Below are 24876 nucleotides of genomic sequence, written 5' to 3'. Positions count from 1 at the left end.
TATTTTACTCCTTTTTGCTTTGTATTATTTTAGTCCAGTTCATCAGCGCTTTAGCTTTATTGCTTTCTAAGCCTTGCGTGTTTGCGTCTAGAATTATTGCTTCAACTCTGCGGTCTGAATGACGTGTACTCTCAGTTTCTGCGGCATCACTGTAAGACTGCAAACTTCCTTGCGTTAGGGTTGTAATATTTTGCTGTGGCACGCCATAAACGCCAAGCCAATGCTTCACCGTATCGGCACGCTTAAGTGCCAACTCATAATTACTCCCTGAATCTCCAACCGCGTCGGTGTGACCCACAAGTAAAATACTAATACTGCCTAGTTGCTTCGCTAAATCTGCAGCTTGAGCAACTCGTACGGCATATTTAGGGGTTATTTCAAACGCATTAAATGCAAATTGGTTATCGCTATTCAATAACTGTGCAATTTGTTTTTTGATACTAAATGACGCAGGTTGCTCATTAGTCGTAGAGGCACAATCCGTAACTTTTCTAACCGTATCAAAGTGATTCGTTAACTGATTAAGCCCATGATAATGAATCAGTAAATCATGCTCAGCATCTTCCCACATTTGCCCAGCGATTAATCTACGAATACGATTTTCATAAATTTGTGCTTTTAATAGTTGCGCAGGCATACAAGCTTTAATATCTTGCGATTTTAATAACTCAAGTTTAAGTACAAGGTGTTCAAATTCACTCTTAACAACGTCCTCGGGCTGAGTGAAGTTTTCATCGTACTGCTCATCGGCTAATGGATAGTTTTGATACTTTTCAGCTAAGCCACCTTGGCCGTCATCAGGCCAAGAAGCACAGCCGCCTAAAAACATTATAATAACAATTACTATGCGTGCCTTCATTGTACTCTCCCTGATACCTTTTATATTGAGTCAATAAATGGAATGGTTTTATCGACTCTTAATAAGTTCATTAGCTTAAACGGCTGCCCCGTTACATTAAGTAAAGATAGCTTATTACTTTGTTTTTCAATTCTTTTGTATAGAAAAACAATAGCACCTATTCCTGAAGAGTCGATAAATTCGGTCTTAGTAAAATCGAGAATCACGAAGTGTGTGCCTTGCTCGACTAGCTGTTCAAACTGATCTTTTAACTCATCGACAGCAAAGCCGGAGAAATCATTAGGAAGTACGACAACTGTTTGTTCTACTTTATTGGCTAAATTTTTCATCTGAATTACCTATTAAAATATAAATACAAATAGACTATTACAAGAAGAATGCCAGAATTAACAAACTGATATTTAAGGGTTTTAAATTATTTTATACTATTTTTTAGAGGAGGGATGCATAATGCAATTGCTTTTTGAGTGCACAATTGCATTATGCGAAACGACGTTACTGACCTTTACCAGTGAATATAACAGCCAACGTTTTAAAGAAAATAGTAAACTCCATATAACACCAACTGCGTGCAGATGAAGTACTTAGCATGTAGGCGTAATCCCAGCCTATTTTGTTGCGCGCATCGTCAATGCTCTCATCGTAACCATTCATCACCTGCGCGAGTCCCGATATACCGGGCTTGATCCCATAAGTACGCTGACAAAAGTACGGGATGTCTTTCTCAAGCTTTGAATAAAACACTGGTCGCTCAGGCCGTGGGCCAATAAGAGACATTTCACCGATCAATACATTCCAAAGTTGTGGTAATTCGTCCAAGCGTGTTTTGCGAATAAATCGTCCAACTGCAGTTATACGAGGATCATCTTTACTTGCCCACACCGCGCCACTTTTTGCTTCTGCATCAACAACCATAGAACGAAATTTTAAAACATTGAATAAAGCGACAAAATCATCATCACTTTGTCCCACTCTCAGCTGTTTAAATAACACTGGGCCCTTTGAAGTCAGTTTAATCACTAATGCAACAGCTAACATAACTGGTGAAAGTAATATTAATCCAACCGCAGAGCCAACTACATCAATAGTGCGCTTAATGGTTTTGATGAATATTTTATTTGATTCTTGGGTTTGATGAACGCGCTGCCAATGCTGGTTATAATCACCACGCTCAAACTTAACAATCCCCCACAGAGCCATAAAATAAGCGCTGACGATATAATTTACACTATCTACAATTGGTAACTTAGCCCTGATATTAAAAGCTTTTTTTGCTACTCCTAAGCCATGAGTACAGACTATCGCAACACATACCACTTTAGGTATTAACAAGCTTGAAGATAGTGCAAGTGAAAAAAGTAACGCGTAAATCAGCAGCAGAATAATTGGCATGACCCCACGCAATACTTTATGTGAAAAATAGTTAAAACTTACCCAGCCTAATTTCGGATTTAATAATTCAAACAACATTTTTATTTGCTGCCAGTTACCCGCACCTAATCTTACTCTTCTGGCATAATCATGACTTTGTTCATCACATTCACGCTCAACGATATTTATTTCACTGTTTACAACGGCTTTCCCACCTTGGTTTAACGCTTTCATAGAGATAATAAAATCGTCATTTATGGTGTTTTCATCTAATAAAGCCGCATGAGCTGAGCGTATAGCAAACATAGCACCTGGCACGCCAATAACAGCCCCTAAAGACGACTCCATACTCTTTACTTTGTTTTGATATTGCCAGTACTGTTGCTGCTCAGCAGTGGCTAAATCATCTAAAATATATACGCCGGTGATCACATTAATATTAGGATCTTTAAAATCGGCATCAATTTTATTGAGCACATCAATACTCAGTAGCGCACTAACATCGGTAAAGAGTAAAACATCATAATTTGGCTTACTCAGCTTTATCAGTTCATTGATGCCAAATGATTTGCCTTTATTCACTTTACTAAAATGCAAATGACAAACTACATTTTGCTTTGCAAGATGCGACTGCGCTAGCATCGCTTCGTCATAAGTCTTATCGGTGCAGCCATCAAGATAAACATGAATGGTGTATAGCTCAGTGCTATATAACATTGAGCCTAAGTTATAAAGCTTCTCTGCTATGTGTTCTTGTTCGTTATAAGCACACATTAAAATACCAAAGTGAGTACTGGGTTGGGTATTTTCAGTCATCTCAATCGGTTTACTGTTACTAAATAGCTTTAATAACAGTAAGTAACCAACATGATGATATAAAGCCAGTGTAATTAAAACAGCCAATGTGATCAGTAGAAAAGTCATAGCATTCCCCTTATGAAGCTAAGCCATTATAGAAGTGGTCATACGCTTCACTCATTTTGTTTGCATCTGCAATTGAGAGAATATGCTCTCGAATACACAGCCCATATTTCATGTCTAATGCTTTCAATAGCGCAATTTTTAGGCCAAAAGAGTCATTTGGCTTGACTAATATGCCTTGCTCTTCTGTAACGACCTCGCTGATACCGCCAACATCAGTCGCCACAATTACTTTGCCACACGCCATTGACTCTAAAATTGATAAGGGCAGTCCTTCTCTTTGTGAATAAAGACACATAACGTTAATAGCTGAGTAAAATAGCTGCATATGCTGTACATTCCCTAAAAAATGCACTCGTTCTACCACCCCAAGCGATACTGCCGCACTGAGTAACGAAAAGCGTAAGCTACCATTACCAGCAAACACTAATTCGATATCTTTAGGCAGCAAAGGCAGTAGTTTAATGAGATCCAAATGCCCTTTTCCCGGCTCTAATCGTGCAGAGCAACCAATTAACTTTTTATCAGCAGGAAGATCAAGTTTGAGCCGTGCGGTTGCTTCATTGATGTGATTAAACTGCTGTAAGTCGATACCGTTCAGAATGGTTTTATCTGCCGTGATCGCTGTTTCATTATAAAATTCATTCGCGACCACTTGTGCATCTGCAACCCAGTGAATTTTAGTTAACTTATTAAGTGTTTTGGTAATTAAACGCTGTTTAAAGCTCTTTAAATACCAAGCATCATGAATAGTAGAGACATGCTTTACCTGAGTATTTGTAAGACAGGCTAGACTCGCGTACAACATAGGACCAATGTGATGACTATGAATCACTTTAATCTCGTGTGTTTTAATTATTTCAGTGAGCTTTTTGATAATACTTAGATCAAACCTAGGCGCTTTATCTAAGCTAATCAGTTTTTGTTCAAATAAAGCTAAAGCAGGCCACTCACTAACTGCTTCTTGCTCATTACCCTCTAGCGAAACAATAATACTGGTGCTTGCGAATTGGCTTTTTTGCATTAAGGTCACAGCCATTTTTTCAAGGCCGCCTATTTTAAAGTGCTGAACTAAATGTAGGACGTTCATGCTAACTCCCCTTATTGATAAAGTGCATTGATGGGCTAGCAGGAACATGTAATGAACCTTTGCCAACAATAGGTAAAATAGTAACTACTTCCAAAGCAGATAGTTTTTCAATGGTTTGAATATCTTTTAAGTGACTATCAAATAATGTCGCGACAAATACACAGGTGGTGCTTGTAAATATGCCTAAAACAATCCCCAAAATAATCGCCACAACTAAAGAGGTATTGATTGGCTGGGTTGGGCTGTAAGCTCGTTCTATGGTTTTTACTTTGTCAGGCCCTTCATATTTAACTAATTTACCCGTTACTTTTGCCATTTCGTAACGTCCCAGCATATCTTTATAAAGTGATTGCTTAACGTCGTAATCCCGCTCTAGCTTTCTTAATTGTTTCTCTATATCGCTTGTAACTAATAATCTTTCACTCACCGTATTAACTTGCTGCTCCAACATGGCAAACTCTTGTTGATGTTGGAGCACAGTGTTTTTTGCTTCTTCTAATGCAAGTATCTGTGAAACAAGCACATTACTTTCATTGTCTTTGCCATCAGGAAGTGTATTGGCCATTTGCCAAAGTTGATCTATGTTTGTTGCATCTAGATTTTTGCCACTTTCTATTAAAGCCTGTTGGCGAGCTCGAATACTCAGCAGTTCACGTTTTTTCGACACGACTTTACTGTGCTTTTCGGTATAACGGGTTTTTAAAAAGCTCAACTGTGATTCGGCATTAATGATTTTTTCTTCTATGCGTCCTAAAATTGGGTTTGCTTGGCCCATTTTTGTTGTTAGCGCTTCAAGCTTGGCTTTTGCACCTGATAAGACGATAGACTTTTGTTGTTGATCACTCAGTAACTTATCGAACGTTTGTCTATTGCTATGTAAAACAGCAGGTAAAGTGTTGCTATTTTTAGCTTTAAAATTAGCTAGCGACTCTTCAGAAACCTCGAGTTCTTCTCGTAAACTGACTAACTGTTGATAAAAAAATTGCTCAGACGTATCAAGCGAGGCCTTGGTTGGTGCTAATAAACTCTCTATAAATTTCTCAACCACTTTTTCTAATACTGCTTTCATTTGAGTTTGGTCATACCAAGTAAAGTTAACTCGCACCAATTCATCACCAACCAGTGATAAAGAAAGCGCTTGTGAGAGTTCTTGATGAATTTTTTCAATAACAGCAGGGCTTGCATCTTTAGCAACTAAGTTTGTTTCTTTCGCAACAGCTATCAACACCTTTCGACTTATTACAAGCGTGCGTAATGCAGCCATACGATTTGATAAATCAAACGAAAAAGACAAGTCATCTAAATATGGGTTTAGTAATGCAGATTCTTCTATTAAGATTGTTGCATGATTTGTGTACTGCTTTTGCGCCGTTGCAGCGAGTAAAATAACCACAACAGGTACGATGAACAGAGGCAAAACAAATAGTTTCGCCCTTGTATAAACTGCATACAAAGCTAAATAAAGTAACCTTTTTATTTGCTCTCTAACTAACATAATCCCTACCTATTAATTTGCATATTGCAATGCGAAATTTAACGGCTATTTGCATAATAAAAATTTACACTGTAAATAGCCTAGTTTAATAAGGTAGTTGCACAGGGCGCGCCAAGATTACATTTTAATGCTCAATGTGGAGGATTTAGTCGCAGCAGGTCTTCGTTAACAATAAGCGCCTTTGCCTGCCAGCTGTGCGCTTTTGCTAGATTCTTTTGTACGCTGTTTAATAATGTTAATTGTGGCTGAGTTAACGAAAGCGCCTCATCGACCTTGTTAATAAAATCATGACTAGAGTGAGCAATAAAAATATGCGGCGTATAATTACTAACTGCAGGAAAATCAGTTGCGACAATCGGTTTACCTGTCGCTAAATATTCTTTAAGTTTTAGCGGATCGCACGCTCTGATTTGCTCATTATTCACAAAAGGTAAAATCGACACATCCCAATGAGCAGAAAACGATACTAAACGGTCGTGGCTAACTGCGCCAATATGCGTAACATTTTTAAACTGCAATAGCTGTGTAACAGGAGTCACAATATCTCCGATAAGCACGAGTTGATAATGCGGCCTTGCAGCCACCAAGGCGGTTAATAACGCAATATCTAACCAAGCATTAATACTTCCGTAAAAGCCAATAATAGGTTCTTTTATAGTTTGTATTTCATCGGCTTTTTCAACGTCGCTTGTAAATAGCTCATAACTTACGCCGTGGGTCAGCATTTTTGTTTTTGTAGCGGGCATCTTTGCCAGCAATAACTCACTGATCACATAAATAAGATCTGCGCTATTAATAAGCTGCAGCTCAAAGGGGGCAACGAGTTTAGCATCAACCCCTGCCAATGCAGAAAAATCATCGCCGCAATAATAAATTAACTTATCCGTGGTTTTTTTATCAAATAGATAGTGTGCAGTTGGCACACTTAACCAATACATAATCGGCTCACTACAAGTTGAGGGTGCAAGGTAACGAGAAAAAATCCAGCGGTTAAAACATCGAATGAGTCGATTATCGTGCCAAGGTAATACAGGCAGCTTATAAACAGTCATATTGTTGGGTGTGGCTATTGCAGCAGTTTTAGACTGTCGAAATAACTGCTTTAACTTGCTGAGCATACGTTTAATATCATGAAATTTAGCGCTTGGTTTTCGCATACCAATGGAGTTTATCCAGTGTACTTCATGCTGCTTAGCAAGCTCTGAAAATAAATGTTGAGTACTGCTTGGATGACTCGCCCAGTCTTCACCAAATACAATAAATTTCATACACTTACTCCTTAATTTTTTTAACTACTTTGGCAGGGTTTCCCGCAGCAATAGTAAAATCAGGAATATCTTTAGTAACCACACTTCCCGCACCAATTATCGCTCCCTCACCGATTGTGACACCGCCCAGTACAGTCACTCCAGTGCCCAGCCAAGCACCGCGTTTTATTATAATGTCACCAATTTGAGATTCATCATCGCTTTCAGAGTTAGCGCGGCGATCACAGTCAATTGGATGCCCAGGAAAACCGGCTAAAAAAACTCGTCCTGCCAGCCTGACATCGTCTTCAAGAATAATGGTACGCCCTACAGAAAAAGCATTTTGCCAACCAATATCAACATTATTGCCAATACTTAGTAGCGGCTCTCGCTCATTACTCACCCGCCCACATAAGGTGCTGATCCCTGAAATTCTCACATCGTCTTTACATTCAATTTTTAACTTGCCAAGTATTTGCGGCATACCTGAATATAAATATAAGCGCTTTTTACTGCCCTTAATTTGGCTTTTAAATAAAGGTGTATAATAAAAAATCCGAACTAGCTCATGGCATAACTCTTTTATAAAATAGTGCAAATAGTAAAGTGAAGCATGTAGCACAGGGATTACGATGATTTGCGGATTGCGAAGCGACTTTGCAAATTGAAACAACCATGTCGCTAATGGATTATTACTATTTTTTAGCCAAAGTTTAAGCTGTATCAACATATTGTTATTCCTTATTACTTTCTATAGTAAGCTTTTCTAGTGCAATAGTCAGAGCCAGAATAATATACAGTGGCCATGTAAAAGCTTGAGTTAAAAAAGTGCCAGCAACCATAAAGCCAATTAAACCGGCCTTTAATGCGTTAGCGTTCACCATCACTTCAGGATTAAAACTAAGTTTATTAATACAATAAACCCGCGACAGACTTCGATAAATACTGGCTATCACGAGTAAAAAAATACAAAAGCCAACAAAGCCAGTTTCACCTAACACCTGAAACCATGTGCTATGTACTGCATGATTCTTGCCATCCCAATGAGGACTGTAAAAATAGTAATTTACAAAAAAATTATTAACTCCAACGCCAGTTAATGGATTAGACAACGCCATATTGATTGCAGCCTGCCAAGCATAGATCCTACCCATTGCTGATTCATCGACACCTCCTTCTGCCGCACCACCGCTTTGTCGGTCAGAAATACCAGCAAAAATCATCATGGCAAGCATAGCGACACCACCGCACATAGCCACTACGAAGGGATTTTTGACTTTTTGATATAAAAAGAAACTTAAAATAGCGGCTATTCCTAATAAACCACCACGACTTTGAGTGGCAATAACACCGGAAATAGCCAAGATCAAACCAACTCCGGCAAAAGTACGTCGATACTTATTACTATTTGTATCAAAAAGTTCAGCTGCTAAAAATGAAACAGGAAACATCAACACCAAAGATAAATCATTGGGATCACCTAATTGCGAGCGATATTCCCGTGAAATAGTCACTCTAGTTCCTTCAACTAACCCCACACCATTTATTTTGTTATTCAACGCCACTAAAGCGATAGTGACACCTGAGATCATAATACCCAGCCTAATGTAACTAAAATGCGAAAACCGCGTTAACCACCAGCTAATAGCAAATACCATAATAAATACTTTAACCAACACACCAGACCAATACTCAATAGCAACGCCTCTATTTGAAGCTGAAAATACGCATACCGTGAGCCAAGCGAACCAAATTACAAAAATAAGATGCGTAGAGCTCCAATGTGGTTTTAAAGTTTTAGATACAAATAAATGCCATGCAATGGCCAGTAAAGATGCTAAAGCAAGTAATTTAGGAATTTTAAGCGGCATTAGAAAAACAAACGCCTCGTGGATTCTAAAATAGCTAAACAAAATAAATAATATAATAAACACGGTGCTAATACGTATCGCCAAAAAACCCGCAAACGGTAATAGCAACAAGGCAAAAGCGGCTATGGGGCCAAATAGCGAATACAAACCTAAAATGAGCACAGTAATCACCAAGCCATTTATTAAGTGGCAATGCGCTTTATACCAATTAACCATGTGCTTTCCTTGTTACATACTGATTCAGTATTGCCATTATTCTGTTTTGATACTTATTAAATAAAACGCCTATTAAGCCAACTAAAGCCGCGATTTGCCAAATTACATAATGAGTAATTTCACTTACGCCCAGAGCAAAAATACTAATAAAACAGAGCCAGCTAGGTACTAATCGCTGAATACTAAATGCCAGATTTTCGAGCTTTTGGCTAACAACAACAAACAACACTGTTTTAAGAGTTTGTGCAAATACTAAGCTGACCACTGCGCCAAGCACTCCCCATTTAGGCACTAGAATACCCAATGCTATTAGTACGCAAGCTGCACTAACAGCATTAATAATAGTGACAAATAGTGCGTTAAAATGAATATAACAACCAATATTGAGTAGATCGCTGTGATGCCTAAGTACAACAATAAATATTAAACTGGGTAAAAGCCAAGAATTTAGTAAGTAACCTTGTGGTAAAACCAAGATAAATAAATGAGGCGCAACAATAAGCATTACTGCACACAACGCAATTGCGATTTCTAAACTTAGCTCACATAAAGAAACATAACGAGTGCGACAAGAAGTTAATTCATTAAAACGACGAGAAAACCACCACATTCTGATCGGTTCAAAGGTAAACGAAGTCATAACTGCAAATTGCATTGCCACATAATATTGGGCAAGCTTTTCTTTTCCGACACTGGCTGCAATAAACCAGTTTTCAGCGCCATTATTTGCATACACAAACAGCGATGAAGCAATAATACTTAATAAAAACAAACTATTTTTATAACTTATATTCCAAGGAACATAGTTAAAACTAATCGTAATTGTGCGGCCAATGGCGCATAACGAAATCATCAGCACAATAAAGCTCGACACAGCACCCGACACCATAACCCCCGTTACTCCATAGCCTAAGTAAAGTAATATAATGGTGAGTAGCGTTTGCCCTACTCCTTGTAAAATAGCTAAAAAGCAGAACTGCTTAGCCATTTCGTAATATCTTAAAAAGCAAAACACAATGGATAGCACAGCAGAAAATGCTAAATTAACCGCTAATAACTGCAGATCAAGTTTATTAATGGAGATGGGTAATAACACACTAAATGAGCAGGTAAATAACACCATAATAACAACAAACAACGCACTCAAAACACTACATAAAATAAACGCGTCTCTAAACAAGGCTTGTTTATAAACCGCATTTTTCATTTGTTGCTTGAACAATAATTCGGGTAACCCTAAACACAACAACAAAGACATAACAGCGGAAATAGAAACTAAAAAGTTTAGCTCACCAAATTGAGCTTGGCTTAAAAGACGAGTAGATATAGGCAACAAAGCAAAGCCAAGCCCCTTAAGTAACAAGGTTGATAGTCCAAAATAGGCGATTTGCTTTAATCCATTCATCTTTATTCCTTAAGAGTTTTGCACCCAAGATGACAATTTTTTAGCTTGTGAGCTGGCGTTAAACTTATTTGCAACTAAGCGTTTGGCGTTAATTCCTTTGGCGTATCTCTCATAGGGATTTAATTCACAAAACTCCGTTAAAATTTTCTCCAACCCTGAAATACTCGACGGCTCACACTTAAAACCCACCGAGTCATTAACAATTTCTTTGGCTCCCATTAATTGAGTTGTGAGCACTGGAATACCACTAGCCATAGCCTCTTTTAAAACCACCGGACCAGTATCTCTATCTCCGTTACTTGAAATGCAAAATGGCGCAACTAACGCAGAGTAATTACTGGTGTTTTTTGATAGCCACAGTGGCGTTTGCTTGCCTAAAAATCTAACTTCTTTTTCAATGCCTAACTTTTCACATAAAAACTTTAGGTCGTTCATCAAAGGGCCTTCACCAACAACATCTAAAAATATTGAGTATTTTTTATTTAATTTTTTTATTGCGGGTAGTAAAAATTGTAGTCCCTTTTTTTCAACTAAACGGCCAATAAATAATAGTTTCACAGACTCATTAAGTCGGTTAGGCGTTGCGTTAAATAAACTTAGATCAACTCCACAATGCAGCAACTCAACTTTACCCGCTTTGTATTTACCTAACTTTTCAGCCATATCTTTGCACACGGCCACGGAGAAATTACACAATGAGAGTTTCAGCCTAAGATCAGTATCATTAACGTATACGTCATGCCCGTGGCCAATCGAGGAGATACTAATGCCTGCAATTTTGCTGGCTATAATTGAGTACGCCAGAGGCGCATGCATAAAGTGGCAGTGTATGTGGGAAATACCATGTTGTTTGATTATGTCAGCAATATTTAATCCGTAGCCAAGCAGTGAAGTGACCGAGATTGAGGTAAACCTTGTTGCTGTTAATGCCGCTTTCAATGCTGCCAGCGGTTTTTTCATGGCAAACTTAGCCGCATATAACAACGATTTTTCAATAGTAATGACGTTTACACTGCTATCAAGATTGGTACAACTATTTAAATTTGCAAAGGTGATAACACTGACCTTGTGCCCAGCTCTTACTAATGCGTTTATCTCAGTTACCACAAAGGTTTCTGAGGGGATATGGAAACTCGGTACCACAATGCCAATATGTTTCATGCTCAACACTCCAAATATAACTTATGGTTATTTCGCAAGAAGCATGCCCAGTTAAAACACACCAAAAACATGATTAAAAAGTCAATTTGCGAACATCTGTTGCAAAATGCAAAGCATTAGACAAAAACCCCCTCGCAAACCTATTAAAATAATTGGCGCTGAACTTGCGTAGTACTTAGTTAGTTAATTTATAGAACTAGGATGCGGATCATGAGTATAGAAATAAGCGTTATTATCCCTAACTACAATTGTAAGCAATATTTAGCCAAAGCCATTAGTAGTGTTGTTAAACAAAAAAACGTGAATTTAGAAATTATTGTGGTTGATGATGGTTCAACAGATGGTAGTGTTGAGTGGTTAAAAACCGCCCAAATAACAATTCCCCAGTTAATTGTTATAGAGCAAGAAAACACTGGCGTTGTCAATGTAAGAAATCGCGCTATTGCCTCAGCAAAAGGTGATTACATTGCTTTTTTAGACGCTGATGATTACTGGAGTGATGATAAGTTATACGAACAATTAAGCTATATGAAAGAGCACTCAGAGTGCGTTTTAAGTTTCACAAACTATATGCATATTAACGAAGAATATGAACCCATTGTCGATTGTTTTTCTTTTTGGCCTGAATTTTCAAAATTTGTTGATAAAAATAATATGGGTTATCAAAATTTAAAATGCCCAATGGATTTACTGATTTTTGCTAATGTAATTGGCACATCTTCGGTTGTAGTTAAGCGTTCAGCGATTAATTATATTGGCCGATTTGATAACCAATTAAATAGCGCTAGCGACTGGGATTGCTGGTTAAAACTTGCAAGGATCGGTGATGTTGCGTTTTCACCGCGTATCGCAATGGATTACTTGATGAGAGCGGGTTCTATTACTGCAAATCGTAAAAATAGACTCAATGCAATGAAAGAAATTGTCTCGCGTTGTAAACATGATGCTGGCCTTATGGCAAAAATAAAAGCACAAGCACGCATTTTAGAATGCTATGGTGAGTACTATCGAGAAATAGGTTCTAAATTTAAAGCCCTATCGATTGCAACTGCTGCATTCACACTTTTTCCACATAAGCGAAACCTACGTCATTTACTACATGACTTAAAAATGACCTTTGCCATTACAGTAAAATAAATCCGCATTGGTTTATTTAATCAAATAGCATGTAGTTAATCCTGCATGCTATTTTTATTAACTAACTAAGCTGAACTTTGGTTAATCATGAAGGCTCAAACTATAACTAAGCATCTTATGATCACTTCCTGCAAAATTACTCACTATTAAGCTGTTTAACGTAAATTGCTCGTCAAAAACACAGTGATCTATGGGTAACCCGGTTAGCAGTGTCGGCTTAATATTTAAGGGCATAAAACTACTATAAGGACTTGCTCCATAACAACTTTGTGTACTTTGCCAACTAAAATAACGTGACCAAGGGACAATATTTAAATCACCTGCAATTAGCCATGGTGTTTGCTCTTGTATTGTTGCTGCATGCAGCGCCGCGAGTAAAATATTTCTATTTTCCCAGTGCTGCTTGGTTCTTGGTGATGGTGGGTGGGCAATATACGTAGTGATAACTTCATTATTAAATAACAAGCGCAGTTTAATGTAACCTAACCTATCCCCTTGAAGTTTTACTTGTTGTCTATAAATTATAGGTAAACGCGAAATAACAACGATGCCGTAAGGGATCCCCTCTACTTCACGATAACCAAATAAACTAGCCTTGGTTAAAAAACGAGAGAGCAAATGCCGATTTAAATCACTAAACTCTTGCAGAATTAATACATCCCAAGATTGTTTTTGTAAGCGAACTAAGTGCGATTCAATAAACGGGTTACTATAATTTAAGTTTATTTGTTTTATCGAAATCGCATTTTTGGTTTGCTCACTTGGTAACGAATGCAATGGTAATAATGAACTCAAACTTATCAAGCATATAATTGATAGCGACCCACCTAAATATGTTGCTTTTATAATTAAAAGCAACATGGCAAAGCATAAGGCAATAACTAGTAATGGCATACGCAATGATACTAAAAGATCAGCGTAATAATATTGCGAAGGATTATAGGCAATCGCAATTAGCATAAACGCAGCTGCTGCGACAAAAAATTTTACTAGCCTCTTTTTTTGCAAAAGATCGCCATTGTTATCATTAAGAAACTTCAACATAAATCACTACCCTAACTAGTATAAAGAATATACCTAGGTGTATTCTTTAGCTTGATCACTTTACCGTTACTGCTTACCTTTGACTTTTACTACCTTATTTCAAACATCTGATGTTCTACTTGTGTATCAAACTGCCATGCGAATGAAAGGGGTTGAGTGCTGGTATCGTAAAACCAAATTTCTGCAATCAGCTCGATATCTTGTCTACTCATTGCAAGCGTAGTTTTTATAGATCCTTGCGATAAAGGAGCTCTAACTAAGCAGTTTCCATAATCAGCACGTAGGCTATTGGCCTTTTTTTGGCAAATATTTAAGTAAGCTCTTACGTCACCTATAGAGAGATCTACATCAATCTTTAGTTTAAATTTCGTTGATAAATCAAAACGATCATCTATCACTAAACTGGCCATTCCGGCTGAGTCGATGGTGATAGGAACGACACTCGATGGTAGTGATTCAACAGCTGCAGGTACTGCCGCAGTACTTTCGCTTTCACCACCACCACACGCAACTAAAAATGATGATAAGCATAAAATAACGGTTAATTTTTTCATTACTGTTCTCCTCTAACTGCCACATTATTGCTGTTGTAGTGATTGAACCATTGTGGATTTTGCTTTCCTGACGACTGAGCAAAATTAGCAAAGCTATCGTAGGCATCGGTTATATCTACACCTTCAAGTGGATGTAACCATTGCACTCCTACTTCAATCGCCCATGGTAGGCCGTTTTCAGTTAAGAAAAACAAACCACTTTCTTGCTGGCTCACATCATCTGCACCACTGAGATCAAACAAAGTCGCGTCAAATACTTCTGTGGGCGCTTGATTTTTCATGTGTACTTCCCAGCTGCGCGCATTTTTACCAACTAAAAAATCGCCATGATAAAAGCCCTCTGTAGCAAAAATAAAAGGGTCTAATAATGTTCCGGGGGATAATATTTTCGCTTTAGGGACTTTTAATGGGATAGTCATACTAAAAGTTACTTTGCTGTTGACGTCGCAATTACTTTCCGTTCTAAAATACTCGCACCCTGATTGCTTATTCACATGCAGCCAAGTGTCTTGCATAAAAATTAAAATAGCCTGCTCTGTGTTTGCTTCCAAAAATGAGCCTGTTTGTAGTTCGCCATTAATCACAAACCGAATGTTATCGGCATCGACTTCTCTACTTAAAATTGAGTAAGTTGTATTATTTACCGTCTCTTTAAGGCTTACCGCAAAGCCATTATGATAGGTTGCTCCTACACCAATTAACTGGCCATCAATTTTATAACCAACAACATTAGTGCCCTCAATGAGCTGAGTAGTACGGTAATTTACGACCACATCATTAAAATCATAATCACCTGCAAACGGCCATTTATCTTCATAAGCAAGTGTCACCCAATCGTTTTCTCCTGGGTATACAGCACTAGCAAATGTTGTTATTTCATAATCTTCCACCTCACCACCTAAAACACCGCCAGTGGCAGTAATAAGCGAAGCCTCCGAGCCATCAGTTACCCTAAAACGAGCCCATGTCTGCCCAGCTTTAACATTACTAGGTACATTAATTAAAATACTGTTATCGCCTTGATTAAGTTGATATTTAGTTATTATGCGCTCACTTTCACTAAAGCCGCCATTTTGATCCCAATCAAACCATGCATATAAAAAGCTACTCGCAGAGGCGTTTACAATAATTTGGCTATCTTGACCCGCCGATATTGCCGTCACAAAGCTCACCCCATCATCTGATGCATCAACTGGGTTGTTGATTAAGTCGGCATCAGTATTGATATTTTCACCATCGACTGTATCGCCTAAATAAATCAGGTTACTGCCAGTGCTGTTAGGATCGAATAAATGCCTGGCTCCGCTTTGCTCTAAACTGGTGTTATAAGGTAGAGGAGCATCACCAAAATCAATCGAACTATCTGTTACCTCAACTTCGGCAATAGCACAACGAGCCCCATCGTTCTGACTTGACTTAGGGCCCGATGTAAACACATTCGCAACAGGCGTATAACCAACAACAGGACTAATACTTAAATCAACTTTGTGAATTTTTCCGCTTTTATTATTACTAAAATAAAACTGACCATTGATATCAAAATAGGCAGCACCAAATGCGCCCGTATCATCACCAATATCAACTTGAGTAATAAACTTGGTAGTATTTTCTGCAACGTTAATTTCATGCAAATCACCATTTGATTCAACTGCGTATAACAGGTTACTTTGCGGATGAAATGCAAAATCAAATATACCTAAGTTCCATGTGTCGGTTGCAGGTAGTAGCCGAGCAGTTATGGGGGCATCTAGATCACCCTCTAGATTGATTTCATATAAACCAAAATTGGGAGTATATACATAATACATCGCACTTTGATTTGCTTGCTCACCAGTCACTTGAATATCACCTACATAAAAATTAGTATCGGGTAGGCCAGTAACATTTAACCGCTTCATTTCGTAGTTGCTACCAATTTGCACCACGCTTTTAGGCGATTGTCGGCTAAAACCGTATAAGTATTGGTCTTTGTAATTAAAACCGACGGCATTCACACTTTCATTATTTGCCTCGCTAGCAAACGTCAAAGCCGATGATAAAATCGTAGGTTTAGCCGATACTAAATCTATACCGTAAAGCTGTGCCTTTGCATCCTGCATCAAAAATGCCTGACTAGGGCAATTATCGAATGGCAGGCTAAATACAGCACAAGGAAGTGAAACTAAACACGCTATGGCTAAATGGGTTAATCTCATTAGTAAGCCCTCAATCATTAAGTAACTGTACCAATGCAGGCATCATTCCAAAAAATAAAACATTGAAATAAAACAAAATAAAATAAAGTTGAAGATGAAAGATGCAACTTGCAACGACCATTTTTGCATTATGCAACTAAGTACAAATAATCGTTAAAATGCGGGAGTTTTTTAAACAGTCATCATTGCCGTAACAAAAATACGGTTATTAATACGTTAAAATTTAATCACCTCACTAGGATACTTTCGGCAGTTGAGTAAACTTCACTAAATAAAGTACAATACCAAAATTAAGGCGGAGCTTATTAGCAGCTCTAGTCGGTTTATTTTAGGTAAAAACCCATGGCACACTCTCGCGGAAACTTATTTATTTTATCGGCACCATCTGGTGCGGGTAAATCCAGCTTAATCAATGCATTGTTAACTAAGTATAATGATATGAAAGTATCTGTATCGCATACTACTCGCTCGCCTCGTCCGGGCGAAGCAAATGGCGTGCATTACCACTTTGTAAATGTTGATGAATTCAAATCATTAATTGAAAAGAATGATTTTTTTGAATGGGCGCAAGTGTTCGATAATTACTACGGTACATCAAAGCAAGCAATTGAAGAGCAGCTTGCAGCAGGTATTGATGTATTTTTAGATATTGATTGGCAAGGTGCACGTCAAGTTCGTGATCTGGTCGCTGATGTTGAAACCATTTTTATCCTACCACCGTCAAAAGTTGAGCTTGAAGCGCGCTTAAATAATCGCGGCCAAGATTCACAAGAAATCATTGCTGGTCGCATGGCAAAAGCACAATCTGAAACGTCTCATTACAATGAATATGACTATGTCGTGGTTAACGATGATTTTGCAACTGCGCTGAAGGAAATTGAGACGATCGTATTGGCAAAACGCTTATCGCTACAAAGCCAAGCTATTCGCCATCAAGATTTACTCGTAGACTTACTGCGTTAAATCCTAATTTGGGTTCAGTAAGTATTTTATTTGTTTAAATTAACCACAAGCTATTGGCGAATCTGACTCGGTGCAGTAAACTACGTCTTTGCTTAAAAATTTATTTGGAGTGCTAAGATGGCTCGCGTAACTGTTGAAGATGCAGTAGATGCAATTGGTAATCGTTTTGATTTAATTTTAGTTGCGGCCCGTCGTGCCCGTCAAATCGCGGTCGGTGGTAAAAAGCCACTGGTTGATCCTGAAAACGATAAACCAACGGTTGTTGCTTTACGTGAAATTGAACTTGGTTTAGTAGATAGCTCATCAATGGATCTTATTGATCGTGAAGAGCAACAACATCAAGAGGCGGCTGAAATGGCTGCAGTTGCAGCTATTGTAGGCGGCAACCAATAATCTGACTTCCTTGTCTGATTTAGCCAACGGTATAGTATTTCTATTCTAGCCGTTGGCAATCCCTTCTTTTCATCGTATATTCTTAACATACCGTTACCTATTTGCTTCACGAGAACATTGGAGTGTGAATGTATCTTTTTGAAGGTCTAAAAAAGAAAATATCAGAATACTTACCTGCTGCTGATGTAGAGCTGGTACAAAAAGCCTATGTGGTAGCCCGAGAGGCCCATGAGGGTCAAACTCGCTCAAGTGGCGAACCTTACATTACTCACCCTGTTGAAGTAAGCCAAATTCTGGCTGGTATGCATTTAGATCACGAAACGTTAATGGCTGCATTAATGCATGATGTGATTGAAGACACCGACTTTAGCCAACAAGATTTAGCCGAAATTTTTGGCGAGACAGTCGCCGAATTAGTTGAGGGCGTAAGCAAGCTTGATAAGCTCAGCTTTAAAGATAAAAAAGAATTCCAAGCTGAAAACTATCGAAAAATGATTATGGCAATGACACAAGATATTCGTGTTATTTTAATCAAACTTGCTGATCGTACTCATAATATGCGCACTCTTGGAGCATTACGTCCTGACAAACGTCGACGTATTGCCCGCGAAACGTTAGAGATTTATGCGCCGATTGCTAATCGTTTAGGTATTCACGATATTAAAAATGAGTTAGAGGATTTAGGTTTTCAAGCCCTCTACCCGATGCGTCATCGCGCTTTAAAGTCAGAAGTTGCCAAAGCGCGCGGCAATCGCAAAGAAGTCATTTCAAATATCCAAACCGAGATAACAGCACGCCTTGAAGAAGCTGGTATTACAGCCACTGTTTCTGGGCGCGAAAAACACTTATATAGTATTTATAAAAAAATGCTTAATAAAGAGTTACTGTTTAATGAAGTCATGGATATCTACGCATTTAGAATTGCAGTTGATTCAATGGATATCTGCTATCGGGTACTTGGTGTTGCCCATAATTTATATAAGCCAATTGAAACTCGCTTTAAAGATTATATAGCAGTACCTAAAACTAATGGTTATCAATCGTTGCATACCTCATTAGTTGGTCCACATGGGATCCCTGTTGAGATCCAGATCCGTACTCACGATATGGATCACATGGCAGATAAAGGAGTTGCTGCTCATTGGATGTATAAAAAATCCGGTGATAGCGCAGGCCACACTGCACAACAACGTGCACGTCAGTGGATGCAAAGTTTATTGGAATTACAACAAAGCGCAGGCTCATCATTTGAATTTGTTGAAAACGTTAAAACAGAGCTATTCCCAGAAGAAATTTACGTGTTCACTCCTGATGGTCGCATAGTCGAGTTACCTATGGGTGCAACCGCCGTTGATTTTGCATACGCGGTCCATACCGATGTTGGTAATACCTGTGTGGGTGCACGCGTTAACCGTAAACCTCATCCGTTAAGTAAAGCATTAGATACGGGTCAAACAGTTGAAGTGATTACCAGCTCAGGTGCGCACCCTAACGCAACGTGGTTAAACTTTATTGTTACCGGTAAAGCACGTTTAGGAATTCGCAATTACCTGAGGAGCCAACATCATGAAGAAGCTTTATTACTTGGCCGTCGCTTACTCGACTCAGCTTTAGGTGAAACGAAGTTCGATGATCTGCCTGACGAAAATATTAGTCGCGTATTAGCAGAACATGAACTCAATACTGTATTAGAGCTATTAGTTGAAATTGGCTGCGGTAATTTAATGAGCATGCTGATCGCACGCCGCTTACTGCAAAATGACAATGATGATTTAGGCGATATGACTAAAAATGCTAAAGCGACCATTATTGGCACTGAAGGCATGCTAGTTAATTATTCTAAATGTTGTCGACCAGTGCCTGGGGATGCTATCACCGCACATATAAGCCAAGGTAAAGGCATCACGGTTCACCGCCAAGAATGTAAAAATATTCGCGGCTGGGAAACTGAACGCTCCAAGTACTTGGTTGTTAAATGGGATGATAATCCAGAAAAAGAATATATTGCAGCACTGCGTGTGGAAATCATAAACCACCAAGGCGCACTCGCAAAACTAACCAATGTAATTGCTACAACCCAAGCAAACATAGTGGAAATTGCCACAGATGAAAAAGAAAGTAATTTATACGTGATAGATTTAGGGATCACCGTGAAAAATCGTGTCCATGTTGCAAATATCATGCGCCGCATTCGCGTAATGCCTGATGTGCAAAAAGTCTATCGTAAAAAATAACATAGGAAAATCATGAATAAAGCATTTATTTCTACGGATCTAGCACCTGCTGCCATCGGCACTTATAGCCAAGCAGTAAAAGTTGGTACAGCAGTTTACTTATCGGGTCAAATTCCATTAGTTCCCGCAACGATGGAAGTGATCTCTGAAGATTTCGCAGAACAAACACATCAAGTATTTAAAAATATTAGTGCGGTATGTGAAGAAGCCGGTGGCAACATCCAAGACTTGGTAAAAGTTAATATCTATTTAACTGATCTATCTAACTTTGCGACGGTAAATGAAGTAATGAGCCAATACTTCAAAGCACCTTATCCTGCCCGAGCAGCAATTGGCGTGCGCGCATTACCAAAAAACGTGCAAGTTGAAATTGACGGTATTATGGAATTGCCTTCAACAAATTAAGCTTACAGCAATACACCTAAGTATTTATGCTTAGGTGTATTAACTCATCAGTCCCCTTTTCCTCGATTTTCTTGACAGTTATTCAAATCTCTAGCACTCTATCCTTATATAATTATAAAAACCTTTAACTTAAGTGTTGTAAAAGGATGATCCGTGTTTAAGCTTGCTCATAACGGTAATGTACTACTCGATGTTATAGAACATTCGCCGCCTAGTGCCGCTTTTGTTATTGAGGCTCTAGAAAAATCAACATTCTGTGAATGTCGCATAGACTATGATGCTATCAATGCTTTTTTTAAAGAGCCTAGTAGCGAACGTAGTTTAGTGGTTGCCAGTAAGCATGACGCCACACTAACTGTTACACTCAGTGATGATAAAATGTTAGCAACAGGCGAACTCACACTCGCACAAGGTGGCAAAGTTTTAGCCCTTGATCAAGCGAAACAGCAGCTGATCAAAGCTGGGGTTGCTCGGGGCTACAAACAAGCATTTTTAGAGCAGCTGCTACAAAAACAATTTGAATTACCCGCTGGCACTACCGTTAAAGGTATCCTCGCTAAAGGTCGCTTACCAGAAGACGGCAAATCATCAAAATTACTCCCTCAAGTATTAACTTTAAAAGAGCGTTTGCATACCCCGAAACTGCGCGAAGATGGCACTGTCGATATGCGCGACTTTGGCAAGTTAGCAAGTGTTGAACCCGGTACATTGTTAGTTCGACAGCAACCCGCAACCCCTGGTAAAGAAGGTTTTACCGTAAAAGGCGATGTACTTCCGGCAAAAGCAGGAGAAAGTAGCCCGCTAGTTGCTGGTGAGGGCAGTGAAATATCAAAAACTAATCCTCTTGAATTAATCTCAAGTATTGCGGGCGTACCAGTCGAAATACAAAATGGCATGCGCGTTGATGATATTTTTACGATTGGCGATGTCACAGTTAAAAGCGGCCATATAAACTTTGATGGCAGCATTATTGTCACTCATAATATAGAGCCAGGCATGAAAGTAACCGCGAAAGGCGATATAACTGTGATGGGGACGGTTGAATCCGGAGAACTGACAGCGCAAGGTAATATCACCATTAAACAAGGTGTGATTGGCCACCAGCTAGATGATAAAACACTTTCGTGCAAAATTATTTGTAACGGTGATATTCATTTATCTCACGCCCAATATAGCTACCTTGAAGGTAATAATATTTTTATTGAGCGCCAAGCTAGCCACTGCGCAATGAAAGCGACTAAGCTTTTACAGATAGGCCAAGCAGACAATCCACAAGGGAAGTTATTTGGTGGAGAGATCCTGGATGCCGGAATGATTATCGCTGGTGAAATTGGTAATGAATCTGGCGCTAAAATGCTCATAAACATGGTTGCCTCAGGAAAGTCTGTTACTACTGAAACCGATGAATGCCTTAAAGAATTAGCTAAAACCGATGAGCAATTAGACACCCTGCAAGCAACGCTAGAAAAGGCCGATTTAGTAAAAGATTTAGATAAGAAAAAACTATTGCTCGCTAAAATTGGAGCTACTCAGCAACATTATTGCCAACAAGCAGAGCAGCTAGAAAAACGCCTAACAACGCTAGAACAAAGTCTATATGAACTACTTGATAATGCTAATTTAGCGGTCAATAAAAAATTGCATTCTGGGGTAGAAATCCACATTTTCGATAAAGTATTAAGAACAAATCGCAGCTATCCTCCTTGTAACGTAAAACTGCAAGAAGGAAAAATAGAGATTGAATTTAAAACCAGTTGATCGCAAGCAGATAGAGACTAACAGCAGATAGTCTCTATTGTCTCGTCTACGTTATAAAATACCAGCCACTTGTTGTTTTAACTCCTCCGGCCATACACTTACTTGTACTTGACCGATGTGAGGTTTTTGTAATAACAACATCGCCAATCGAGATTGACCAATGCCACCACCTATTGTCTGTGGTAATTGTTTAGCTAGTAGTTGCTTATGCCAATCAAATTCTAAACGAGCTTGGTCACCGGTAATTGCAAGCTGTGCAACTAATGCTTCTGGTGATACGCGAATACCCATTGATGAAATTTCAAAAGCATCTTCAAGCACAGGGTTCCACAGTAAAATATCACCATTTAAGCCACTGTATTGCTCGCAGGTCTGAGTCGACCAATCATCGTAGTCAGGTGCGCGTACATCATGAATCTTACCATCGGCTAATGCCCCACCAATGCCTATCAAAAACACCGCACCATATTCTTGTGTAATCGCTTTTTCGCGCTGCTTGGCGGTAAAATCAGGGTACATTTGACGTAACTGTTCACTGTGTACAAAAGTAATATCAGCGGGTAAAAATGGTGATATACCAAATTCATCAGCAACAAATTGCTCGGTTGCTTTTAAGCCTTTATACAAGGCTTGTACTGTTTCTTTTAACTTATCAAGAGAGCGCTCAGAACTGGCACAAATTACTTTCTCCCAATCCCACTGATCAACATAAACAGAATGGATGGGGCTTAATGACTCTTCATCCGGGCGCAACGCTTTCATATGTGTGTATAAACCTTCACCAATTGCAAAGCCGTGCTCAGCTAGTGTTTTTCGCTTCCATTTTGCCAAAGAGTGAACCACTTCAAATTGACTCGCTGGAATAGTTTTAACTTTTACCGCAACCGCATTTTCAGTGCCACTTAGGTTATCTTGGATACCATCGCCTACTTTAGCCAAAATAGGCGCTTGTACTTCAATTAACCCTAGCTGTTGTTCTAGCTGGTGTGAAAAATACTGTTTAACTTTACTAATTTGCAGCTGTTGCTGGACAAAGTGTGAACTCATAATAATTGGCCTCATTCCCAGTTATTGTTACTTGCATAAATGCATGATTGCACTACGAGCAACCATGTCGTTAAAGCAATCCTCAATCATTTTGCACTTTAATTCAATAACCAATAACAAAAACACCTTTACCATATTAATTTGATTAATTTAGTGGTATAAAAAATGATGATTCAATAATTTAAAGATGATATTTATATGGAAAATTATCAAATCGATAATCTTGATAAACAGATCCTCCACGCATTAATGGATAATGCCCGCACAGCCTATGCAGAATTAGCCAAACGGTTCGCCGTTAGCGCAGGTACAATTCATGTACGGATTGAAAAAATGAAACAAGCCGGGATCATTACAGGCACCCAAGTTAGCGTCAATGCGAAGCAGTTAGGCTACGATGTATGTTGTTTTATTGGCATCAACCTCAATAATGCTCGAGACTACCCACAAACCTTATTGCATCTAAAGGAACTTGAAGAAGTCGTTGAGGCTTATTACACAACCGGTAACTACAGTATTTTTATTAAGGTAATGACCCGTTCAATTGATCATTTACAAGATGTATTGATCAATAAGATTCAAGCTATCGAAGCTATTCAGTCAACCGAAACGCTAATATCACTGCAAAACCCAATTAGCCGCTCAGTAATGCCTTAAGACGGTAATTCCCGTATAATAGCGGCAATTTTATGAGTTCAGACAAGGCTAAAAATGGAAAACACCCGCTATCATCGCATTAAACACGTACTAGATCGTCGTCAAACCGATTTAACCGTGTGCTTAGAAGATGTGCACAAACACCATAACTTGTCTGCAATTGTTCGCAGCGCTGATGCTGTGGGTTGCCATAATGTTCATGCAGTATGGCCACAAAACCAAAAATGGCTCACCAATAATACCTCTGGGGGCAGTAAAAATTGGATCGCAACTCACTTACATAAAGATATCGACAGCGCTGTGGCTATGATGCGACTGCATAATCCGCAAGTACAAATACTCGCTACTAACTTATGCCCTGATGCTGTTGACTACCGTGAGATTGATTATACTCTGCCAACAGCCATTATTGTCGGCCAAGAAAAAACCGGGATCTCTCCACAAGCACTTGCCCACGCAGATAAAAACATTATTATTCCAATGCAAGGTATGGCGCAGTCTCTGAATGTGTCTGTGGCCGCTGCACTGATATTATTTGAGGCACAAAACCAACGCCTGCAAGCCGGCTTATATGAGCGCACTATGCTGGATGAGAGCATAAAACATAAGATGTTATTTGAAGGTTGCCATCCAATCATTGCACAAAAATGCAAAGAAAAATCGCAACCCTATCCAGCCCTCGATGAAAATGGTGAAATCATCGCTGATGATGAGTTTTGGCACAAATTAAAACATGCTTGATGACAGGCCTGTTCGCACGTAAACTAAAAAGTATCTAAAAATGAAAGATTTGAGCGTATTGTGTCAAAGCCAACTTTAAGCCGCTACCCAATCACTGACCTCAAAGGCGTTG

At 38.9% G+C, this 24876-nt stretch carries 22 protein-coding genes; 8 read left to right on the top strand and 14 right to left on the bottom strand.

Features of this window, described 5'->3' with window-relative positions:
• Positions 1-4: 4 nt before the first annotated feature.
• From H5183_RS16905 to H5183_RS16860, 10 genes are all read right to left on the bottom strand, one after another.
• Entirely contained in the window at positions 5-859 is an 855-nt protein-coding gene (locus tag H5183_RS16905) for an OmpA family protein (protein ID WP_182732254.1), read from the bottom strand.
• Positions 860-879: 20 nt separating this feature from the next.
• The gene (locus H5183_RS16900; RefSeq protein WP_149980667.1) at positions 880-1188 is read right to left on the bottom strand and encodes an STAS domain-containing protein; all 309 of its coding nucleotides are present in this window, start codon (positions 1186-1188) and stop codon (positions 880-882) included.
• 166 nt (positions 1189-1354) lie between these two features.
• The gene (locus H5183_RS16895; RefSeq protein WP_182732253.1) at positions 1355-3154 is read right to left on the bottom strand and encodes a sugar transferase; all 1800 of its coding nucleotides are present in this window, start codon (positions 3152-3154) and stop codon (positions 1355-1357) included.
• A gap of 10 nt (positions 3155-3164) precedes the next feature.
• The gene (locus tag H5183_RS16890) at positions 3165-4241 is read right to left on the bottom strand and encodes a glycosyltransferase (protein WP_182732252.1); all 1077 of its coding nucleotides are present in this window, start codon (positions 4239-4241) and stop codon (positions 3165-3167) included.
• A gap of 1 nt (position 4242) precedes the next feature.
• Complete coding sequence (locus tag H5183_RS16885; RefSeq protein WP_182732251.1) at positions 4243-5736, bottom strand: GNVR domain-containing protein; 1494 nt, start codon at positions 5734-5736, stop codon at positions 4243-4245.
• A gap of 131 nt (positions 5737-5867) precedes the next feature.
• The gene (locus H5183_RS16880; protein ID WP_182732250.1) at positions 5868-7004 is read right to left on the bottom strand and encodes a glycosyltransferase; all 1137 of its coding nucleotides are present in this window, start codon (positions 7002-7004) and stop codon (positions 5868-5870) included.
• A 4-nt stretch (positions 7005-7008) separates the two neighbouring features.
• Positions 7009-7713, bottom strand: a complete 705-nt coding sequence (locus H5183_RS16875; protein ID WP_182718090.1) for an acyltransferase — start codon at positions 7711-7713, stop codon at positions 7009-7011.
• A gap of 4 nt (positions 7714-7717) precedes the next feature.
• On the bottom strand, positions 7718-9070 hold the full coding sequence (locus H5183_RS16870) for an O-antigen ligase (protein WP_182732249.1): 1353 nt from the start codon (positions 9068-9070) through the stop codon (positions 7718-7720).
• Complete coding sequence (locus tag H5183_RS16865) at positions 9063-10475, bottom strand: lipopolysaccharide biosynthesis protein (RefSeq protein ID WP_182732248.1); 1413 nt, start codon at positions 10473-10475, stop codon at positions 9063-9065. Before H5183_RS16865 ends, H5183_RS16870 begins: the two co-directional genes overlap by 8 nt.
• A gap of 9 nt (positions 10476-10484) precedes the next feature.
• Positions 10485-11636, bottom strand: coding sequence for a glycosyltransferase (locus H5183_RS16860; RefSeq protein ID WP_182732247.1), 1152 nt, complete (start codon positions 11634-11636; stop codon positions 10485-10487).
• A gap of 210 nt (positions 11637-11846) precedes the next feature.
• Here H5183_RS16860 and H5183_RS16855 point away from each other — a divergent pair, with 210 nt between their 5' ends.
• The gene (locus H5183_RS16855) at positions 11847-12773 is read left to right on the top strand and encodes a glycosyltransferase family 2 protein (RefSeq protein ID WP_182732246.1); all 927 of its coding nucleotides are present in this window, start codon (positions 11847-11849) and stop codon (positions 12771-12773) included.
• Positions 12774-12854: 81 nt separating this feature from the next.
• Here the strand turns inward: H5183_RS16855 and H5183_RS16850 are convergent, their stop codons facing one another.
• The 3 genes from H5183_RS16850 to H5183_RS16840 all read right to left on the bottom strand — a co-directional run bounded on the left by H5183_RS16850 (position 12855) and on the right by H5183_RS16840 (position 16566).
• Positions 12855-13817, bottom strand: a complete 963-nt coding sequence (locus H5183_RS16850) for an endonuclease/exonuclease/phosphatase family protein (RefSeq protein WP_259397372.1) — start codon at positions 13815-13817, stop codon at positions 12855-12857.
• Positions 13818-13906: 89 nt separating this feature from the next.
• Positions 13907-14371 (bottom strand): hypothetical protein, encoded by a 465-nt coding sequence (locus tag H5183_RS16845; RefSeq protein ID WP_182718086.1) that lies wholly within the window; start codon positions 14369-14371, stop codon positions 13907-13909.
• Positions 14371-16566 (bottom strand): LruC domain-containing protein, encoded by a 2196-nt coding sequence (locus H5183_RS16840; protein WP_182732245.1) that lies wholly within the window; start codon positions 16564-16566, stop codon positions 14371-14373. The genes H5183_RS16845 and H5183_RS16840 overlap by 1 nt, the downstream gene beginning before the upstream one ends.
• A 342-nt stretch (positions 16567-16908) precedes the next feature.
• Between H5183_RS16840 and gmk the strand changes: the two genes are divergently transcribed.
• From gmk to H5183_RS16815, 5 genes are all read left to right on the top strand, one after another.
• The gene (gene gmk, locus H5183_RS16835) at positions 16909-17529 is read left to right on the top strand and encodes a guanylate kinase (protein ID WP_182718084.1); all 621 of its coding nucleotides are present in this window, start codon (positions 16909-16911) and stop codon (positions 17527-17529) included.
• Between the two features lie 117 nt (positions 17530-17646).
• A complete protein-coding gene (gene rpoZ / locus H5183_RS16830; RefSeq protein WP_064667923.1) occupies positions 17647-17922 on the top strand; it encodes a DNA-directed RNA polymerase subunit omega in 276 nt (91 codons plus the stop codon).
• A gap of 128 nt (positions 17923-18050) precedes the next feature.
• The gene (gene spoT / locus H5183_RS16825; RefSeq protein WP_145237104.1) at positions 18051-20156 is read left to right on the top strand and encodes a bifunctional GTP diphosphokinase/guanosine-3',5'-bis pyrophosphate 3'-pyrophosphohydrolase; all 2106 of its coding nucleotides are present in this window, start codon (positions 18051-18053) and stop codon (positions 20154-20156) included.
• 12 nt (positions 20157-20168) lie between these two features.
• Entirely contained in the window at positions 20169-20561 is a 393-nt protein-coding gene (locus tag H5183_RS16820) for a RidA family protein (RefSeq protein ID WP_145237101.1), read from the top strand.
• Between the two features lie 153 nt (positions 20562-20714).
• Positions 20715-22319: a DUF342 domain-containing protein gene (locus H5183_RS16815; protein WP_145237098.1), complete on the top strand. Its 1605-nt coding sequence runs from the start codon at positions 20715-20717 to the stop codon at positions 22317-22319.
• 51 nt (positions 22320-22370) lie between these two features.
• Here the strand turns inward: H5183_RS16815 and asnA are convergent, their stop codons facing one another.
• Positions 22371-23366, bottom strand: a complete 996-nt coding sequence (gene asnA / locus H5183_RS16810) for an aspartate--ammonia ligase (protein ID WP_145237095.1) — start codon at positions 23364-23366, stop codon at positions 22371-22373.
• Positions 23367-23564: 198 nt separating this feature from the next.
• Here asnA and asnC point away from each other — a divergent pair, with 198 nt between their 5' ends.
• On the top strand, positions 23565-24023 hold the full coding sequence (asnC, locus tag H5183_RS16805; protein WP_145237092.1) for a transcriptional regulator AsnC: 459 nt from the start codon (positions 23565-23567) through the stop codon (positions 24021-24023).
• Between the two features lie 54 nt (positions 24024-24077).
• Positions 24078-24764, top strand: a complete 687-nt coding sequence (gene trmH, locus H5183_RS16800; protein ID WP_182732244.1) for a tRNA (guanosine(18)-2'-O)-methyltransferase TrmH — start codon at positions 24078-24080, stop codon at positions 24762-24764.
• The last annotated feature ends 112 nt before the right edge of the window (positions 24765-24876 follow it).

This window comes from Pseudoalteromonas sp. SR44-8, assembly GCF_014163635.1.
GTDB lineage: Bacteria > Pseudomonadota > Gammaproteobacteria > Enterobacterales > Alteromonadaceae > Pseudoalteromonas > Pseudoalteromonas rhizosphaerae.
This window is presented reverse-complemented; position numbering and strand designations above follow the sequence as displayed.

Coding starts and splice junctions, on each gene's coding strand:
- H5183_RS16900 (WP_149980667.1), bottom strand. CDS start 1,188: ATGAAAAATTTAGCCAATAAAGTAGAACAAACAGTTGTCGTACTTCCT.
- H5183_RS16870 (WP_182732249.1), bottom strand. CDS start 9,070: ATGGTTAATTGGTATAAAGCGCATTGCCACTTAATAAATGGCTTGGTG.
- asnC (WP_145237092.1), top strand. CDS start 23,565: ATGGAAAATTATCAAATCGATAATCTTGATAAACAGATCCTCCACGCA.
- H5183_RS16895 (WP_182732253.1), bottom strand. CDS start 3,154: ATGACTTTTCTACTGATCACATTGGCTGTTTTAATTACACTGGCTTTA.
- asnA (WP_145237095.1), bottom strand. CDS start 23,366: ATGAGTTCACACTTTGTCCAGCAACAGCTGCAAATTAGTAAAGTTAAA.
- H5183_RS16875 (WP_182718090.1), bottom strand. CDS start 7,713: ATGTTGATACAGCTTAAACTTTGGCTAAAAAATAGTAATAATCCATTA.
- H5183_RS16880 (WP_182732250.1), bottom strand. CDS start 7,004: ATGAAATTTATTGTATTTGGTGAAGACTGGGCGAGTCATCCAAGCAGT.
- gmk (WP_182718084.1), top strand. CDS start 16,909: ATGGCACACTCTCGCGGAAACTTATTTATTTTATCGGCACCATCTGGT.
- H5183_RS16855 (WP_182732246.1), top strand. CDS start 11,847: ATGAGTATAGAAATAAGCGTTATTATCCCTAACTACAATTGTAAGCAA.
- H5183_RS16905 (WP_182732254.1), bottom strand. CDS start 859: ATGAAGGCACGCATAGTAATTGTTATTATAATGTTTTTAGGCGGCTGT.
- H5183_RS16860 (WP_182732247.1), bottom strand. CDS start 11,636: ATGAAACATATTGGCATTGTGGTACCGAGTTTCCATATCCCCTCAGAA.
- trmH (WP_182732244.1), top strand. CDS start 24,078: ATGGAAAACACCCGCTATCATCGCATTAAACACGTACTAGATCGTCGT.
- H5183_RS16865 (WP_182732248.1), bottom strand. CDS start 10,475: ATGAATGGATTAAAGCAAATCGCCTATTTTGGACTATCAACCTTGTTA.
- H5183_RS16850 (WP_259397372.1), bottom strand. CDS start 13,817: ATGTTGAAGTTTCTTAATGATAACAATGGCGATCTTTTGCAAAAAAAG.
- H5183_RS16840 (WP_182732245.1), bottom strand. CDS start 16,566: ATGAGATTAACCCATTTAGCCATAGCGTGTTTAGTTTCACTTCCTTGT.
- H5183_RS16820 (WP_145237101.1), top strand. CDS start 20,169: ATGAATAAAGCATTTATTTCTACGGATCTAGCACCTGCTGCCATCGGC.
- H5183_RS16885 (WP_182732251.1), bottom strand. CDS start 5,736: ATGTTAGTTAGAGAGCAAATAAAAAGGTTACTTTATTTAGCTTTGTAT.
- H5183_RS16890 (WP_182732252.1), bottom strand. CDS start 4,241: ATGAACGTCCTACATTTAGTTCAGCACTTTAAAATAGGCGGCCTTGAA.
- spoT (WP_145237104.1), top strand. CDS start 18,051: ATGTATCTTTTTGAAGGTCTAAAAAAGAAAATATCAGAATACTTACCT.
- H5183_RS16845 (WP_182718086.1), bottom strand. CDS start 14,371: ATGAAAAAATTAACCGTTATTTTATGCTTATCATCATTTTTAGTTGCG.
- rpoZ (WP_064667923.1), top strand. CDS start 17,647: ATGGCTCGCGTAACTGTTGAAGATGCAGTAGATGCAATTGGTAATCGT.